Raw genomic sequence first — 15954 nt, forward strand, 5'->3', positions numbered from 1 at the left:
GGCGTTGTAAGTGCCCGTCAGGGCGGGGGCGCCGTACACGGCCGCGCCGCCCAGGTTTTGCAGGGCCGCGTAGTCGGGCGCCGCCACCGACACCCTGGTGTTGTCGGCCGCGGCGTCGTAGGCGGCGCAGCTGGCGCAGCCGGTACCGGCCAGCGCCGCCCGGAGGGCGTCGGTGGAGTACACGAGCGGGCCGCTGCTCACCAGCTCCCAGGTGGCGCCCGTGGTGGCGCCGGTGCTGATGAGCTCGGCCACGCTGTTGGCCGCCAATACCACCAGCGTGGTGAGGCCCGCGCCGTTGATGCTCTCGCCGCTGGCCGGCACGATGCTGAGCGGCAGGCTGGAGTTGTTCTTGAGCTTGTACACGCGCCCTTGCAGGCTGGCCGCGCCCGCCTGGGCGGCCGGCAGGGTGAAAGTGGCCGGGGTGGTGCCGTTGTAGGCCACGAAGTAGTCGGTGGCCGCCAGCGTGTAGCTGGCCGTGCGGCTGCCGTAGGCGGCGGCCAGGCTGCCGTCTACCGTGAGGGTCGAGGTAGGGGTGTTGGTGCCCACGCCCACGTTGCCGTTGGCTTTCACCACGAGCAGGGGGTTACTCCGGGCGGTTTGGGTGGCGCCGCCGCTCACGTCGAGGGCGGTGGCGGCGCCCGTGCCCACCACTTTCACGGCCAGGCCGTTGGCGGTGGCGTCCGTGCTGCTGTTGAACACGCTGGCCGCGTAGCCGGCCTGGGTGCTCACCCACGTCAGCGTGCTGCTGCTGCCGCCCACGTTTTCGCTGCCCACCGTGTTAAAGAACGTGTTGGCCAGCGCCGACGCCGGGTTGGACACGCCCAGGCCCACGCGCCCGTCGTTGGTGATGCTCAGGCGGCGGGTACTGGCCGTGAAAAAGTCCAGCCCGTTGCGGTTGGGGCTGCCCACGGTGCGGCCCGAGGACAGCCCCTCGCCCGACGTGATGGCCCCGAACTGAAAGGTGGGCGACGTGCCGTCGGAGACGGCGTCCAGGTCTACTATCAGCCGCCGCCGGGTGGTGACCACGCCGCCGGGCGTCCAGGTAAGGGCGCGGGCAAGCACGCCGTTGCTGCTGGTGCCCAAGCTGCCGCCGCCAAAGCCGTAGAGGTCGGGCCCGTCGGTGGTGGCGCTGTAGCTCAGGCCGTGGTTGGCGTCGGAGCCGTCGCGCAGGCGCAGGGCGTTGCCGTTGAGGGCCAGGTTTTGGGTGGCGCTGTGGTTGCCCAGGTTGTCGCCGGCGCGGCCTTTGTCGGGCAAAAACAGCCAGCTGCCCCCGGCGTAGTAGTAAAAGCCCACGCGGGTGCCGGCCGTGGGCCCGCCGGTCTGGAACACCATGAGGCCGGTGGGCGGATTGGCAATGGCCACCCGCGCCGCCGAGTCGAGGCGCGGAATCAGCAGGCCCTTGCCGACCGAGGTGATGTCGAGGGCCGCGGCGGCATTGGGGGTGGTGGTGCCGATGCCCACCTGGGCGCTCGCGGCAAAGGGTAACAGCGCGGCCGTGGCCAGCGACAGGCGTAAACGAAGCTTCATATCAAAAAGCCGGGAATGACGAAGAAGGTGCTATGGGCGCAAAGTTCGGCCCTAAACCGGTTCGCACCTATTGCCCGCAAGTACCCTGTTTAGGGGACACGCGGGCAGTGTGACCACAGTGGCGGGCGTGGCCGGGCCAGAAATGGTGACGGCCTTCAGCACCCAGCCCGCAGCCTGCCGCGCCACGCTGCCCGCGCGGCGGAGGGCCCACGCCCGGCCGGCGGCTTTTTTGTGGGGCATTTGGCTCCCCTACTCCACTGCCAGGCGCACGGTGCGGATGCCGGCGCGCACCACGTACACGCCCGCCGGCAGCCCGGCCGGTAGCGTCGCCGTGCCCGAAGCATCGGCGGTAGCTGAGGTCACGGAGCGGCCCAGGGCATCGGTTACCGTCACCGCCGTGCCGGGGGCCGCCCCCGTGAGGGTAGCCGCGCCGCCGGGGGCCGGGTTGGGGTACAGCGCAAGGGCCGCGCCCCCGCCGGCCACCAGTTGCACGGGCGAATAGCTGACGGCGCCCGCGAGGTCGGTCTGAGCCAGGCGATAGTAGGCGGTGGCCCGTTCGGCTACCTCATAGCCATAGGCGTGGGCCTCCGCCGAGCTGCCGCTGCCGGCCACGAAGCCAATGCGGGCAAAGTGCACCCCATCCGATGACTGCTCGATGCCAAAGCCAGCGTTGTTGACTTCGCTGGCGGTGTTCCAGCTCAGCTCCACCACTTCGGCCGACTGGCGGCGGGCCACGAAGCGGACGAGCTGCACGGGCAGCGGAAAGCCCGCGGCGTTGCTGGTGCGGGTGTACACGAGGCTCGGGGTGGTGGTGCCGTCGCCGAGCTGGCCGTTGGCGTTCTGGCCGGTGGAGAAGAAGTTGTAGCCGTAGGTGGTGCGGGCCAGGGCGTGGTTGCCGCCGCCCGCAATGGCCCGCCAGGCCGTGCCGCCGCTGGCTTCCTGGGTGGGGGCGTTGCGCTGGGTGGTAGAGTTGTCGCCCAACTGGCCGCTGACGTTGTAGCCCCACGCCCAAAGCGTGCCGTTGGCGCGCAGGGCCTGGCTGTGGACGTCGCCGGCGGCTATCTGGGTGTAGCTGGTGCCGGGGCTAATGGGCACGGGAGCCAGGCGCTGGGCGGTGCTGCCATCGCCGAGCTGGCCCCTGAAATTGTTGCCCCAGGCCCAGAGGCTGCCGTCGGCCCGCAGGGCCAGGCTGTGGGTGACGCCGCCTTCCACGGCCAGCCAGTCGTTGTCCGAGCCCACCTGCACCGGGCTGCGGCGCTGGGTGGTGCCGCCGTCGCCAATCTGGCCATAGGTGTTGTCGCCCCAGCTCCACAGGGTGCCGTTGGCGGCAATGGCCAGGCTGTGGGTGCTGCCCGCGGCCACCCAGCGCCAGCGCCGGGCGGTGCCCACCTGCACGGGGCTGTGGCGGTTGGTGGTGCTGCCGTCGCCGAGTTGGCCATAGAAATTATAGCCCCAGGTCCAGAGCGTGCCGTCGGCGGCCAGGGCCAGGTTGTGGCTGCCGCCGGCCCAGACCTGTCGCCACAGCCGGTTGGTGCCCACCTGCACCGGGCTGAAGTGGTCGGTGGTGGAGTTGTCGCCGAGCTGGCCGGAGAAGTTGTTGCCCCAGGTCCAGAGGGTGCCGTCGGCGCGCAGGGCCAGGCTGTGGGCCTCGCCGGCCGCCACCTGCACCCAAACCCCGTTGGGGCCCACCTGCACGGGGGCGTTGCGCTGGGCGGTGCTGCCATCGCCCAGCTGGCCCCTGAAATTGTCGCCCCAGGCGGTGAGGCGGCCACCAGGACCGATGCCCAAACTGTGCAGGGAGTTCGCCGCCAGGCTGCAGGTGGGCAGCCCCGCGAGGCCGGGTACCTGCACGGGGCTGTTGCGGGTGGTGGTGGAGCCGTCGCCGAGCTGGCCTCTGAAATTGTAGCCCCACGCCCAGAGGCTGCCGTCGGCCTGCAGGCCCAGGGCATGGGTGCTGCCCTGGGCCAGGCTCACCCAATTGGTGCCCGTGCCCACCTGCGTCGGCGTGGAGCGGTCGGTGGCGGAACCGTCGCCAAGTTGGCCGCTGCCGTTGTCGCCCCAGGCCCACAGGGTACCGTCGGCCGCCACGGCGCCGCTGCTGAGGCCGCCCGCGGCCGGCTGTCGCCACAGCCGGGTGCTGCCCACCTGCCCGGGGGCGAGGCGGTCGGTGGCGGTACCGTCGCCGACCTGGCCGTTGCTATTGTCGCCCCAGGCCCAGAGGGTGCCGTCGACCCGCAGGGCCAGGCTGTGGGAGGTGCCGGCCGCCACGCTCACCCAGTTATTGCCCGTGCCCACCTGCACCGGGCTGCGGCGGGAGGAGGTGGTGCCGTCGCCGAGTTGGCCGTTGTCGTTCAGGCCCCAGGCCCACAGAGTACCATCGGCGCGGACGGCCAGCGTGTGGTAGCCGCCGCCCGCCACGCTCAGCCAGCTGCTGCCGGTGCCCACCTGCACCGGGCCGGCCACGGCGCCGGTGGTGCCCTGCCCCAGCTGCCCGCTAAAATTGTCGCCCCACCCCCAGAGGGTGCCGTCGGCGCGCAGGGCCAGGCCGTGCTTCTCGCCGGCCGCCACCTGCCGCCAGGCGCTGCCGCTGCCCACCTGCACCGGCGTCGGGCTACTGAGGCCCGTGCCCGTGGCCAGTTGGTCGTAGTCGTTGGCGCCCCAGGCCCAGAGGGTGCCGTCGGCACGCAGCGCCAGGGTGGCGTTTTGGCAGTTGGCCACCTGCACGTAGGTGCTGCCCGTGCCGGCCGGCACGGGCAGCGGGCTGCTGACGCTGCTGGAGCCCGTGCCCAACTGCCCGCTGCCATTGGCGCCCCAGGCGCGCAGGCTGCCATCGGCCAGCAGCAGGGTGCTGTAGCCCTGGCCGGCCGCCAGGGTGCCGGGAAGTATCTGGGCGGCCGTGGCCAGGGGCAGCAGGGCCAGCAGGGCGGCCCGCAGCAGGCCACCGACAAAAGGAAAAAAGCGCATCGCCGAAAAGAGGAAAGGGCACCGGCCCGCGCCGCCAGCAGCCGGGCCTTGCCTTCAAAGAAAAGCGCCGGCCTGGCCCCTGGGGCAAAAAAGGCAGTGAACGACGCCCGGTCGGGTGCCAACAACCGCTCTTGGTATGTGGGCTGCGGCCGTGCCAGGCCACGCAAAAGCCGCCACGCGGGCGGGGCGCCGGCTTCGCAGGTTTTCCAGACGGCGAATGCGGGCCTATGCCACTGCCAGCTTCACCGCCTGGGCGCCGGCGCGCACCAGGTACACGCCCGCCGGCAGCCCGGCCGGTAGCGTCGCTGCGCCCGAAGCGTCGGCCGTGGCTGTTGCTACCGGGCTGCCCAGCGCGTCGGCCACTGTCACCGCTATACCCACCGCCGTGCCGGTGGGGCATTAAGCGCCGGGCCGTATGCTGGCGGCGCGGGGCGGTGGTAACTTGCTGCCTTACTGATTTTATGCGAGTGCCCGCCTCCAATCTTCGATTTTTGCTCGCGGCCACCGTCCTGCTGCTGTTGTTCACGGCGGCTTTTGAAGCTGCGGTCCGGTGGCCGGGCCAGCCGCCACCCGCCAGGCGGGCCCGGGCAGCCGCCGACTCGGTGGCTGGCGAGGGGCTGCCGCCGGAACCCGCTCCTGCGGCGGCGCCCGCCCCAGCGGCCCCGCCCGCCGAAGCTCCGGGGCCGCCCCACCGCGACGAGCGCCCGGTGTTTGAGCGCGGCAACTGGTGGGCGCGGCGGCCCCGGCTGCTGCGCCGCTACGTGGGCACGGTGGGCGGCCAGCCCGCCACGGCCCTGCTGGAATGGCAAACCCCCGACTCGGTGTCGGGCAGCTTTTACCTGCACCGCCGGGGGCCGGAGTATTACCTGAGCACTCCGCCCCCGCCCAACCCGACCGCCCAGCGCCCCATTCGCCGCCGGGGGCAGATGCTGGCAGTGGACGAACATGAGTGGGGCCCCAGGCGGGGCGAGTGGCGGCTGCACGGCCGGCCGGGGGCCACGCTCACCGGCACCTGGCGCGGCGGGCCCACGGGCCGGCCCCAGCCCGTGCTGCTGCGCGAAGACTACACCGGCGGCGTGCGCCTGGCCATCCAGACGTGGTGGGTGCACGGCCGCTATTCATTGATTGACGACCACGGCTACGCCCACAGTGCAGTGCCGGAGGTACGCTACGAATTCCTGCACCTGCCCGACCCATCGAGTGTGCCCCCGGCCCTGCGCCCGGTGCTGTCGCCCGGCCCGGCCACCCGGCGCCGGCTCCTGCTCGAAAGCGGCTCCAGTGACTGCATCACCAGCCAGAAACTGAGCGTGTGGCTCAACGACTTCGGCCTGCTTAGCTACTCTTACGAAGAAGATTGCAACGTCATTGGGGGCGGGGGCGACGAGCAGTACCGCCATGCGCTGCTCGACCTGCGGGCCGGGCGCTGGATAACGCCCGAAAGCCAGCTAATCCCGCACTACGAAACGGGCCTGGCCCGCCTGCAGGCTCGCCACCTGCTGCGCGACGATGACTACTGGCTAATCAGCCGCGACAGCACCTGGCGGCAGCAGCTCACCCCCTACCTCAGCGCCCGGCCCGATACGCTGGCCGCCACCACGCGTTGGCTGCTGGACCACACCCCCGTCTCGGCTGCGGGGAGTCGGCTGACCGGGGGCGGGCTGGAAATGACCGACCCGCGGGGCTATTACATTCAGGCCTTTTACCGCGAAACGGTTAATTGGTTTATCCCTTACACTGAGCTGCGGCCACTGGTGCGCCCTGGTACCGCACTGGCCCGCATGCTGCAGGCGCGGGGGCTGTGGTAGCGCTTCGCTTTGCCGGGACTCGCCAATGGCGGGCGCAGTCAGCAGCAGGAGCTTAAAAAAGGCCTGCCCAGCCCCGGGCCGGCTTTTTTGCATGGGCGTTATGCGCGTGGCTGGGCCTCTAATAGTTCTACTTCACCGGCTGCAAAGTACCTTGAGAGCAGAAACAGCGCCTTCCGATGAGTACGGCTACCCACTACCACGTTTTCCTGTCTGCCGTCTCCAAAGAGCTGGGCAGCTACCGCGCCAAAGTAGCCGCCGTGCTGCGCCGCAAAGGCCTGACCGTATGCGAGCAGCAGGACTTTCGCCAGGGCGGCGGCACCCTGATTCAATCCCTGGCCGACTACATCGCGCAGTGCGACGCCGTGATTCTGCTGGTGGGCGAGCGCTGCGGCGGCCAGCCCACCGACGCGCACGCGGCCTCGCTGGGCGAGGTGGCGGAGGCCCCGTATGCCGACTACCGCGCCCACAGCAGCGAAACGGCCCTTTCCTACACCCAGTGGGAGTATTTGTTGGCCCGGCACCACAACCGCCGCACCCTCGTGTACGAGACGACGGACGACTTCACCCCCGACGAACCCAACCCCGAAGGCCCCGCCGACCGCCGGCGCCAGCAGGCCTACCGCGCCTGGCTGCGCCACCTGGGCAAGCACACGGAACCCCTCACCACCCAGGCCAAACTGGTGGAAGACGTGCTGGTGCAAGACTTCCCGGACGTGCCCTTCACCCGGCCCACCAACCTGCCGCTGTCGCTGGACGATTTTTTTCAGGGGCGGGAGGAGGTGCTGGAAGCCCTGCGCGGCCAGCTGCGGGCCGCGCCGACGGCCGGGACGGGCGGCGTGCAGTCGTCGGTCATCGTGGGCAAGGCCCTGCACGGGCTGGGCGGCGTGGGCAAAACCCGCCTGGCCGTGGAATACGGCTGGCGCTACCGGACCAGCTACGCGGCCCTGCTGCTGGTGGCCGCCGACTCGCCCGCCGACCTCGACCGCAACCTGGCCGCGCTCTGCGGCGCCCCGGTCCTGAACCTGCCCGAACAGGACGTGCCCGAGGAAGCCCGGCAGCGGGCGGCCGTGCTGCACTGGCTGCGCACCACCCCCGGCTGGCTGCTGGTGCTCGACAACCTCGACACCCCCGAAGCCCGCCAGGCCGCCGAAGCCCTGTTGCGAACCCAGCTGCCCGGCGCCCAGGGCCACGTGCTGATGACCAGCCGCCTGAGCAACTGGCGACCCGCCCTGCGCCCGCTGGAGCTGGACGTGCTGACCGAAGCCGCTGCCGCCCACCTGCTGCTCACCTTCACCGAAGGCCGCCGCCGCCCGACACCCGACGAACAGACAGTGGCCATAGAAATTGCGCGTGTACTTGGCCAGTTACCCCTGGCCCTAGAAGTGGCAGCTGCCTACATCGCCACCCGCCGCAAATCCTTGCGTTACTATCTGGAGAGGTGGCAAGCCAACCGCGCGGCCCTGTTGGCTTGGTTTGATGAGGCCGTCATCGACTACCCTCGCAGCATGGCCGTGACCTGGCAAACCTCATTCGACCAATTGCGTCAGGAATCGCCCGACGCACAATTGCTGCTCAACCGGCTGGCTTGGCTGGCCCCCGACCCCATTCCCGAGACCCTGCTGGCGGTGCCCGTTCCCAACGCCCCGCCCTATGCCGAAGACCCTGTTGAGCTGCTGGCCCACCTCACGCGCTACTCCCTGGCCAGGCAGGACCTGCACAGCGACACTTTCACCGTGCACCGCCTGGTGCAAGCCGTGACCAGACAGCGTCTGGGTAAAGCGGAAGCCGATGCCCGTTTGGTTGAGGCGCTGGGATGGGTGAATGATGCATTTGAGGGCAACGCCCAAGATGTCCGTTCCTGGCCCACTCTGGAACCGTTGCTCCCGCACGCGCTGGCCGTCACAGCCACCGAATACACCGAACCATTAGGAAACCCGGAACCAACCAGTCGGTTGCTGAATCAGGTGGGGCAACTATTAGATACTAAAGCACAGCTACGTGAGGCCGAGCCCCTCGTACGGCGAGTCCTAGCCATTACTGAAGCCCACTTCAGCTCCAACCACCCGAAAGTGGCTACTTCCCTTAATAATTTAGCGGCATTGCTCATAAATACAAATCGCCTTTCTGAAGCTGAGCCCTTTATGCGCCGAGCCGTGGCCATTGGCGAAGAGAACTCCGGTCTCTACGACCCCAATACAGCTATTTACCTCGGTAACTTGGCTCAGTTGCTTGAAGCCACCGACCATCTGAAAGAAGCTGAGGAGATGATGCGCCGGGCCTTGGCCCTTGACGAAACTCACCTTGGCCCTAACCACCCCAATGTGGCTATTCGCCTCAACAACCTGGCAACGTTCCTTAGGGTCGCCAACTGCATGGCCGAAGCCGAGTCCCTTATGCAGCGCGCTTTGACTATTAATGAAGCCTCTTTTGGTCCAGTTCACCCGAAAGTAGCTACTTCCCTCAGCAATCTAGCGGCATTATACCAAGTCACTAACCGTCTACCCGAAGCTGAAACATTTATGCGTCGGGCCTTGAGTATTGACGAAAGTTGCTTTGGCCCCGGTCACCCCAATGTGGCTATTCGCCTCAACAACTTGGCAATATTCCTTCGGTTCGCTGACTGCATGGCCGAGGCCGAGCCCCTTATGCAGCGCGCTTTTCTGATTTTCCACAATTTAGGCTGGGAACACCCTTACATCCATGAGGCAACTTCCAATTACACCAGGCTGCTCATGGCAAAGGGCCACACCCAAGAGCAAGCCCTCGCCAGCATCCAAGCCCTACTGCGCGAAGCCGCCGACCAGCAGCCCCCACAGTAACCGCCCTCTAACCTCACGCGTTTTTGCGGGCAGGCAATTTTTGGGAGCCTAGGCGTTACCTCACCACTTTTCACATTGCTGTAAATGCGGTGAGGCCGGGCGCAACCTCACCACTTTTTGCTAACCCCAAAAGCTGGTGAGGTTCCGGATGCCTTCCTCCTGCCATGAGCCATTCTGACCAGTTGCGGGCCGTGCGGGCTTATTTCGGTCTTTCGCAATATGTGCTGCCCCCGTGGCTGGGGCTGAGCCGGGCGCTGCTGGCCAGCGTCGAAACCGGGCGCGAGCAGCTGCCGGCCCACGCCCGGCCCTGGCTGCGCCCCTGGCTGGCCGCCCTGGCACTTGCTGAGCCCGAGGCTGCCCCAGCCCCCGCCGCGCCGCCCGCGCCCAGCCTGCCGCCCGGCACCCCGCCCCCGGTGGCCGCCCGCGTGGCCGAGTGCCACTACCAGGCCCAGCGCCTAGGCCAGCAACGGGCCGCCCTGCTGGCTGCCCACCGCACGGCCGCCCGCCGCCTGGCCGCCGGCCCCCTGCTGCTCGCGGCCCTACCCGCCCCCATCCCGGAAGCGCCCGAAGCCGAGGCCCTGGCCTTGCGCCGCCGCTGGCTGGCCCGCCTGCTGGAAGAAGCGGCCGATGCCCTGCTGCCCGAGGCGCCGGGCGGCCCGGTGGCCGTGCGGCTGCTGGAGGCGCGCCGCCAGGGGTATCTGCACGAGGCGGCCTGGCTGGCAGGGATGTAGCGCGGACTCTGCGAGTCCGCGCATCGTTGGGCGGCAGGCCGTTCTAGGTCGTTCGCTCAGGCGCGGACTCGCAGAGTCCACGCTACCGTTCAAATTATTTTACTCCACTATATACCAGCCCTTCACCACGAGCGTTGGCGGGCCGAAGCTGCGCCGGGCAGCTCGGTTTTCTCTTTCATTTTTACCTTCTTACCCCGTACCGTTATGAACTACCCCGTAGAATTATTGCTCACCCGCGCCGACTGCGACGCCGTGAAGGCCGACACCCAGGAGGACATCGAACGCGTCGAGTTCCGCATCACGGCCGCCACCCGCTCGGCCACGCTGCAAACCAACGAGGCCGCCGCTGATACGGCCGAAATCAGCTCCCTCACCGACCAGATTACCCCGCTCGAAACCCGCGTGGCCGCCATGCCGCTCGGCGACGCCCGCACCAAAGAGGAAATCCGCCTGCGCGGCCTCCGGCGCGACCGCGAGAAGCTGCAGGACGAGCAGCTCGGCGGCCAGGGCGGCCGGGGCGCCTTCCGCCGCCAGCGCGAGCTGGACGCGGCCCAGCGCCAGCTCGCCGGCTACCAGGACTGCCTGGCCCAGGTGCAAACCAAGTACGACTCGCTGTCGGCTTAGCCCGCTTCCTTGCTCCGGCCCCGGCAACAAAAAAGCCCTCAGTCATTCGGCTGGGGCTTTTTTGTTGAATCTGTAGCGCTGAGGGAATGGTCCGCTTCCCTGGGCCAGGGCTGCTAACCGAACAGCGCGGAGGCGCGGACTGCCCTCCGCACTGCCAGGCTGTCGGGGCCCCTACTCGGCCTGCGTCACGGTGTAATTGATGCGAACGGCTCCGATGGCGAGGTTGGTGCTATTGACGTTGTTGGGAACAAACTGCAGGTAGTAAGCCCGGTTGTTGTCGACGACGGGGCTGAAGGGCGTGAGGGTGAGGGTGGTGTAGCCGGGGCTGCCGGAGGTGGCGCCATAGCCGATGGTGGTGGGCGCGCCCATGCCCGTGTCGGTGGGCAGCACCGCGCTAAAGTAGACCACGAAGTCGGCAGTGGGGTCGGCGTCGCGGAGATAGAGCTTAATGGTGGTGATGGTGGCCCCTTGCGGCAGGTGTACCGGCAGGCGCTGGATGCGGTTGGCATACACAAACTCGGCACCGTTGGCGTCAGTGAAGCGCTGGCGGGTCACGGCACTGCTTGGTTGGTCTTCGAGCAGCAAGTCGCTGGTGCCGTAGGTGATGGCGTAGGCCTTGGGGGCGGCGTAGGTGTAGGCGCTGGCGGCGGGCAGCTGGGCGCTGCCGCCGCTCGTCACGCTCAGGCCGGTGCTGCCGCCGTTGCCCACCAGGGCGTTGGTGCCCAGGTTGAGGTTCTGGGTGGCCGTGTGGTTGCCCAGGTTGTCGCCGGCGAGCGTGGTGGTCGTCAGGGTGCCGTTGGCGTCAGCCCCCAGCGCGCGGGTGCCGGTGCCGGCCAGGGCGGGCACGTTCACCTGCCCGGTGCTGCTCACCGCGAAGGTGGGCGTGAAGCTGCCCGTGGGGATGCCGCCTTCGCTGCTGGTGCCGCCCATGCGGCCCACCACGAACTTGTCGCTCGGGTCGGGCACGTCGCCCACCACCACGCGCAGCTCGCTCTGGTCGGCGGCGGGGTTCACCCGGTAGATGCCCACCGGGTCGGAACTCACGCCGGGGCCCACCCATTCGATGGCCTGGCCCGTGCCGGCAGCCTGGCCGCCGTCGTCGCCCAGGCGCACGTTGCCGCGCACGTCCAGCCGCTGGGTGGCGGGCTGGGCCGCGGTGGTGCCAATGCCCAGAGTGCCGCCCACCACGGTGTTGCCGGCCACGGTGGCGGGGCCGGTCACGCTGGCACTGCCCGCCGTGAGCAGCCCGCCCACGGTGCCGGGGCCCGCCACGCGGAAGCCGCCGGTCTGGTCGGTGCTGGTCTGGTTCTGGACGAAGCCGGTGGCGGCCCCGGCGGGCGTGAGGTAGTCGGTGCCGGGCGCGGCGGCGCTCACCAGGCCGCTGCCGTTGGCTTTGAGCAGGCCGCTCACGGTGCCGGCCCCGCCCTTGGCGGCGGGCAGCACGCCGGCGTAGGCGGTGGTGGTGCCGCTGCTGGTGATGTCGCCGGTGAGGTTGCCCGCGGTGCTGGCCGTGGTCTGGGTGGTGCCGTCGGGGAAGGTGAGGCCGTTGCCGGTGCCGCTGATTTTAACGTTGCCGACCACTTCGAGCTTCTGGCCGGGGCCGGTGGTGCCGATGCCCACATTGCCGGCCACGTAGCCGTTGCCGCCGATACTGAAGCCCCCGGCCTGGGGCGTGGCCGTCTGGTTCTGCACAAAGTCGGCCCCGCTGGGCAGCGCCACCGAGCTCAGGCTGCCATCGCCGGTCACGGTCACCACCCGCGGTATCCCATTAAAGCGAAAGGTCTGGAGGGTATTGTAGAGGTTGCTCACCACGTAGGCCGTAATGCCGCTCACGGCCACGCCGTAGGGTGGGCCGTCGGTTTGCACACTGCCGAGCAGGGCCGGGCTGGCGGGGTTGGCCACGTTGAAGGCCTGCAAGGTATAGTTGGAAATATTGGCCACGTAGGCGATGGTGCCACTCACGGCCACGCAGCGGGAGCCGCCGCCGGTGGCCACACTGCCGAGCAGGGCCGGGCTGGCGGGGTTGGCCACGTTGAAGGCCTGCAAGGTGTTGCTATTGTAGTTCACGACGTAGGCCGTGGTGCCACTCACCGCCACGCCGTAAGGGTTAGCGCCTGTCCCGGTGCTCACGCTGCCGGCCAGGGCCGGGCTGGCCGGGTTGGCCACATCAAATAGCTGTAGCTCGAGACTATTCACCACGCAGGCCGTGGTGCCGCTCACGGCCACGCTGCGCGGGGTGCTGCTGGTGCCCACGCTGCCGAGCAGCGCCGGGCTGGCCGGGTTGGCCACATCAAACACCTGCAAGGTGCGGCCCACAAAATTCACCACGTAGGCCCGGGTCCCGCTCACCGCCACGCTGTTGGGGCGGCTGCCTGTGGCCACGCTGCCGAGCAGGACCGGGCTGGCCGGGTCGCTCACGTTGAAGGTCTGCAGGGTGTTGCCGTTGTAGTTCACGACGTAGGCGATGGAGCCGCTCACGGCCACGCCGGTGGGGTCGCGGTCGGTGCTCACCCGGCCGGTTGCGCTAATCGTGTTGTTGACGGAGCTGGTGCCGTAGAGCGGCGCGTTCACGGCTAGGGTGCCGTCGGGCTGCACCACGGGCAGGCGGTAGTCGCTTCCGCTCAGCCCCCGCACCCGCAGGCTGCCGTCCACGTCCAGTTTCTGGGTGGGGCTGGGGGTGCCCACGCCCACGTTGCCGCTGTTGTCGATGCGCAGGCCCCCCGTGCCGTTGTTCGAAACCGCGTTGTCGTTCAGCTTCAGGCCTTGGGTCGCGGTGTGGTCGCCCAGGTTGTCGCCCGGGCTCAGGCGCAGCCAGGCCGGGGCGGCGGCCGTGCCGCTGTTGTAGTAGAAGCCGGCGGGGCTGCCGGTCTGGTACACGAGCAGGCCAGCCGCCGGACTGGCGATGGCCGCGGCGGCGGCCACGCGCGGCAGCAGCAGCCCCTTGCCCGTGCTCACGATGTCGAGCGCGGCCGAGGCGTCGGGGGCGGTGGTGCCGATGCCCACGCCGCCCGTCTGGGCCCGGGCGAGGCGGGGCGCGGCGGCCAGCAGCACGAGCACTGCGATGCCGTGGCCGAAAGAGAAGAAGTGCTTCATAGCAAGGAGAAAAGGCACCGGCCGGGACCCTCCCCACCGGTGCCACAAAGCACGGCGCCCACCCCATGCCGCGCTGTCGCATTTTGATGCGACAAGCCCAGCTGTTTTTCGGGGCCCTGGCACACCGCAACACCCCCGGCCCACAGACCGGAGGCGTTGCGGTGTTCCCAGAGAGAAACCCAGGCTACTTGCGGGCCTGGGCGCCGCCGGCCTCCAGCGCCCGCAGGCGTTGCTCGAAGCTGGCCAGGCTGGCCGTGGCCCGGGTGGCGTTGGTTTCGGCAGCGGCGGCGGCGGCTTCGGCCGTGGCGGCGCGGGCGGCGAGGGCGGCGCTCTGCCGTTGCAGGGCCGCCACCTGCCGGGCCAGCTCTTGGGTGGCACTCACGTTGAGCATGGCCAGCGCTTCGTAGTCCACGGCCCGCACGTCGGGGTGCTCCAGCCCGAAGACAAACACCCGGGCGCCGGCCAGGGCCCCGGCATCGCGCACCACCAGCGCACGGGTGCCCACGGCGGCCGGGCGGGCCACGCGAGCCAGCACTTCGCCGGCCGGGCCCACCAGCTTCAGGCGCTGGCCCACCGCGGCCGGAACCGCCAGCGCCGTGGGCAGCGCCACAGTCAGCAGCGAGTCGCCGGGCTGCGCCCGCACCTGGCTGGCCAGCTGGTACACATCGGGCAGGAAATCAGCGTGCCGGCTAACGGCCTGCGGCAGCACCTGCTCGACTTCCTGCGCCAGCACTTTCTTGAATTTCTGCTCCCCGAACTGCGCCCGGTCGCGCATCTGGTAATCGGTGATGCGCAGCTGGTTGAGCAAGGCCAGGTCGGCGGCCCGGTCGCTCCGGCCGAGCACGGTTTTCAGGCGCTCGTCGCTGGTGGCAATGAACTGCGTGGCCACCACCTGGCCGGTGGCGCGGATGCTGACGGCCCCGGTCGACGAGCCGGCGTTGGTGCCGGTGCCGCCCGGCCCCAGGTAGCCGTAGCCGGAGTATGGATAGCCGGGTTGGACCACGCGCACGTCCAGCGGCGCGCCCGGCGTGTTGGTGCCGATGCCAACGTACCCGGCGGGGCGGTACACGTCGGCCCCGCTCACGGTCCAGGTGCCGGCCACGTTCACGAAGTTGGTGCCGTCGAGCACCGGGGCGGCCGTCACCACCACGGGCTGTATCGAGAGCTGCCCGCTGCCGGTCTGCACGTTGCCCTCAAACGTGGGGAAGTAAATGGCCGCCGCATTGCTGACCCACGACGAGCCCCCGCCTCCGCCGGCCGCGCCGAGGCCGCAGCAGCCCCCGCTGCCGCCGTAGTAGCCGCCGCCCCCGCCGCCGTAGCCCGCCCCGCCCGTGCCCAGGGCGCCGTCGGAGCTGCCGGTGCCGCCGCTCACGCCGCCGCTGGTAAGGCCGCCGCCCCCGCCGCTCCCGGCGGTGGGGTTGCCGTGGCCGCCCAGTTGGCCGCCGTCTTCGCCGACGCCGGCCCTTTTACCGCCCTGGCCGGGGTTGCCGCTGAAATCGGTGGCCGCAAATCCGCCGCCGCCCGCGCCGCCGTTTGTGCCGCCCCCGCCTCCGCCCCCGCCGGCCACCAGCAGGCGGCTGGTCAGGGTGCCGGCCAGGGTGCCGCCGAGGGCCAGTGGGTTGAGGGGCGAGGCGCCCGTTACCCGGCGCAGGTCGGTGCCGCCGCCGCCGTTGTAGCCCTGAATTGGGTCGGGGCCGCCGCCGTTGTAGCCGCCGGCCTGGCCGTAGCCGTTGTTGGCGAGGTTGGGCTGGCCGCCCACTACCACGGCCAGCACCTCGCCCGGCACCACGGCGAGGGTGGCCGTGACCCGGGCGCCCCGGTTGGTGGTCGACGCCATGATGCCAGCGGCGCCAGTAGCCGTCACCAGCACGCGGGTGACGCCGGCCGGCACCTGGTACCGCTGCACCGTGCCGGTGTAGGTATACACGGCGGTGCTGCCCGAGGGGGCCAGCGGCCCGGCCCCCAGCACCTCCTGCCAACTAGTGCCGTCCCAGAAGTTGAGTCGCTGGGTATCGAGGTTGTACACCTGCAGTCCCGCCGCCGAGGCCGCGGGGCGGATGTCATCGCGCTGGGCCTGGGTCATGCGGGGTGGCAGCAGGCCCTTGGTGGTGCTGCTCACGTCGAGCACGGCCGAGGCATTGGGGGCCGGCGCCCCAATGCTCACCCCCTGGGCCAGGGCCGAAAGCGGGAGCGTCAGCCCCAATAAGGCGGCCGCCAGGGCCGACAGCAGACGATTGGTAAAGCACTGATTCATGGCTCGAATGGTACAGTTGGTTTGACCTGGCAAAGAACTGCTGCCCCGGGACGGGCATCCATTCGCTTTTATGACGCGTGCATTCGGTTTTATGGCAAAATCTTTCCTGATTGTTCCCTGGTCCCAGCTCACTTTCC

General features: G+C 69.6%; 8 protein-coding genes and 1 pseudogene. 4 read left to right on the plus strand and 5 right to left on the minus strand.

Annotation, left to right across the window (positions count from 1 at the left end):
• The 3 genes and pseudogenes from I2H31_RS18470 to I2H31_RS18480 form a co-directional block, all read right to left on the minus strand.
• Positions 1-1527: pseudogene (locus I2H31_RS18470) on the minus strand (hypothetical protein); the annotation flags it as partial.
• Between the two features lie 249 nt (positions 1528-1776).
• Positions 1777-4491 (minus strand): RCC1 domain-containing protein, encoded by a 2715-nt coding sequence (locus tag I2H31_RS18475; RefSeq protein WP_196294540.1) that lies wholly within the window; start codon positions 4489-4491, stop codon positions 1777-1779.
• A gap of 225 nt (positions 4492-4716) precedes the next feature.
• A complete protein-coding gene (locus tag I2H31_RS18480; protein ID WP_196294541.1) occupies positions 4717-4854 on the minus strand; it encodes a hypothetical protein in 138 nt (45 codons plus the stop codon).
• Between the two features lie 98 nt (positions 4855-4952).
• On the opposite strand from I2H31_RS18480, the gene I2H31_RS18485 reads away from it, so the two are divergent.
• The 4 genes from I2H31_RS18485 (at position 4953) to I2H31_RS18500 (ending at position 10470) form a co-directional block, all read left to right on the plus strand.
• Entirely contained in the window at positions 4953-6296 is a 1344-nt protein-coding gene (locus I2H31_RS18485; RefSeq protein WP_196294542.1) for a hypothetical protein, read from the plus strand.
• A 176-nt stretch (positions 6297-6472) separates the two neighbouring features.
• Positions 6473-9115, plus strand: coding sequence for a tetratricopeptide repeat protein (locus tag I2H31_RS18490; protein ID WP_196294543.1), 2643 nt, complete (start codon positions 6473-6475; stop codon positions 9113-9115).
• A 164-nt stretch (positions 9116-9279) separates the two neighbouring features.
• Positions 9280-9846 (plus strand): hypothetical protein, encoded by a 567-nt coding sequence (locus tag I2H31_RS18495; RefSeq protein WP_196294544.1) that lies wholly within the window; start codon positions 9280-9282, stop codon positions 9844-9846.
• A gap of 204 nt (positions 9847-10050) precedes the next feature.
• Positions 10051-10470, plus strand: coding sequence for a hypothetical protein (locus tag I2H31_RS18500; RefSeq protein WP_196294545.1), 420 nt, complete (start codon positions 10051-10053; stop codon positions 10468-10470).
• Positions 10471-10641: 171 nt separating this feature from the next.
• On the opposite strand, the gene I2H31_RS18505 is transcribed toward I2H31_RS18500, so the two are convergent.
• Together I2H31_RS18505 and I2H31_RS18510 are read right to left on the minus strand one after the other, a co-directional pair.
• Entirely contained in the window at positions 10642-13563 is a 2922-nt protein-coding gene (locus I2H31_RS18505; protein WP_196294546.1) for an LVIVD repeat-containing protein, read from the minus strand.
• Positions 13564-13747: 184 nt separating this feature from the next.
• Positions 13748-15817, minus strand: coding sequence for a tail fiber domain-containing protein (locus I2H31_RS18510; RefSeq protein ID WP_196294547.1), 2070 nt, complete (start codon positions 15815-15817; stop codon positions 13748-13750).
• Positions 15818-15954 lie beyond the last annotated feature (137 nt).

It is taken from the genome of Hymenobacter ruricola (genome assembly GCF_015694525.1).
Classification (GTDB): domain Bacteria; phylum Bacteroidota; class Bacteroidia; order Cytophagales; family Hymenobacteraceae; genus Hymenobacter; species Hymenobacter ruricola.

Coding starts and splice junctions, on each gene's coding strand:
- I2H31_RS18475 (WP_196294540.1), bottom strand. CDS start 4,491: ATGCGCTTTTTTCCTTTTGTCGGTGGCCTGCTGCGGGCCGCCCTGCTG.
- I2H31_RS18485 (WP_196294542.1), top strand. CDS start 4,953: ATGCGAGTGCCCGCCTCCAATCTTCGATTTTTGCTCGCGGCCACCGTC.
- I2H31_RS18490 (WP_196294543.1), top strand. CDS start 6,473: ATGAGTACGGCTACCCACTACCACGTTTTCCTGTCTGCCGTCTCCAAA.
- I2H31_RS18495 (WP_196294544.1), top strand. CDS start 9,280: ATGAGCCATTCTGACCAGTTGCGGGCCGTGCGGGCTTATTTCGGTCTT.
- I2H31_RS18500 (WP_196294545.1), top strand. CDS start 10,051: ATGAACTACCCCGTAGAATTATTGCTCACCCGCGCCGACTGCGACGCC.
- I2H31_RS18505 (WP_196294546.1), bottom strand. CDS start 13,563: ATGAAGCACTTCTTCTCTTTCGGCCACGGCATCGCAGTGCTCGTGCTG.
- I2H31_RS18510 (WP_196294547.1), bottom strand. CDS start 15,817: ATGAATCAGTGCTTTACCAATCGTCTGCTGTCGGCCCTGGCGGCCGCC.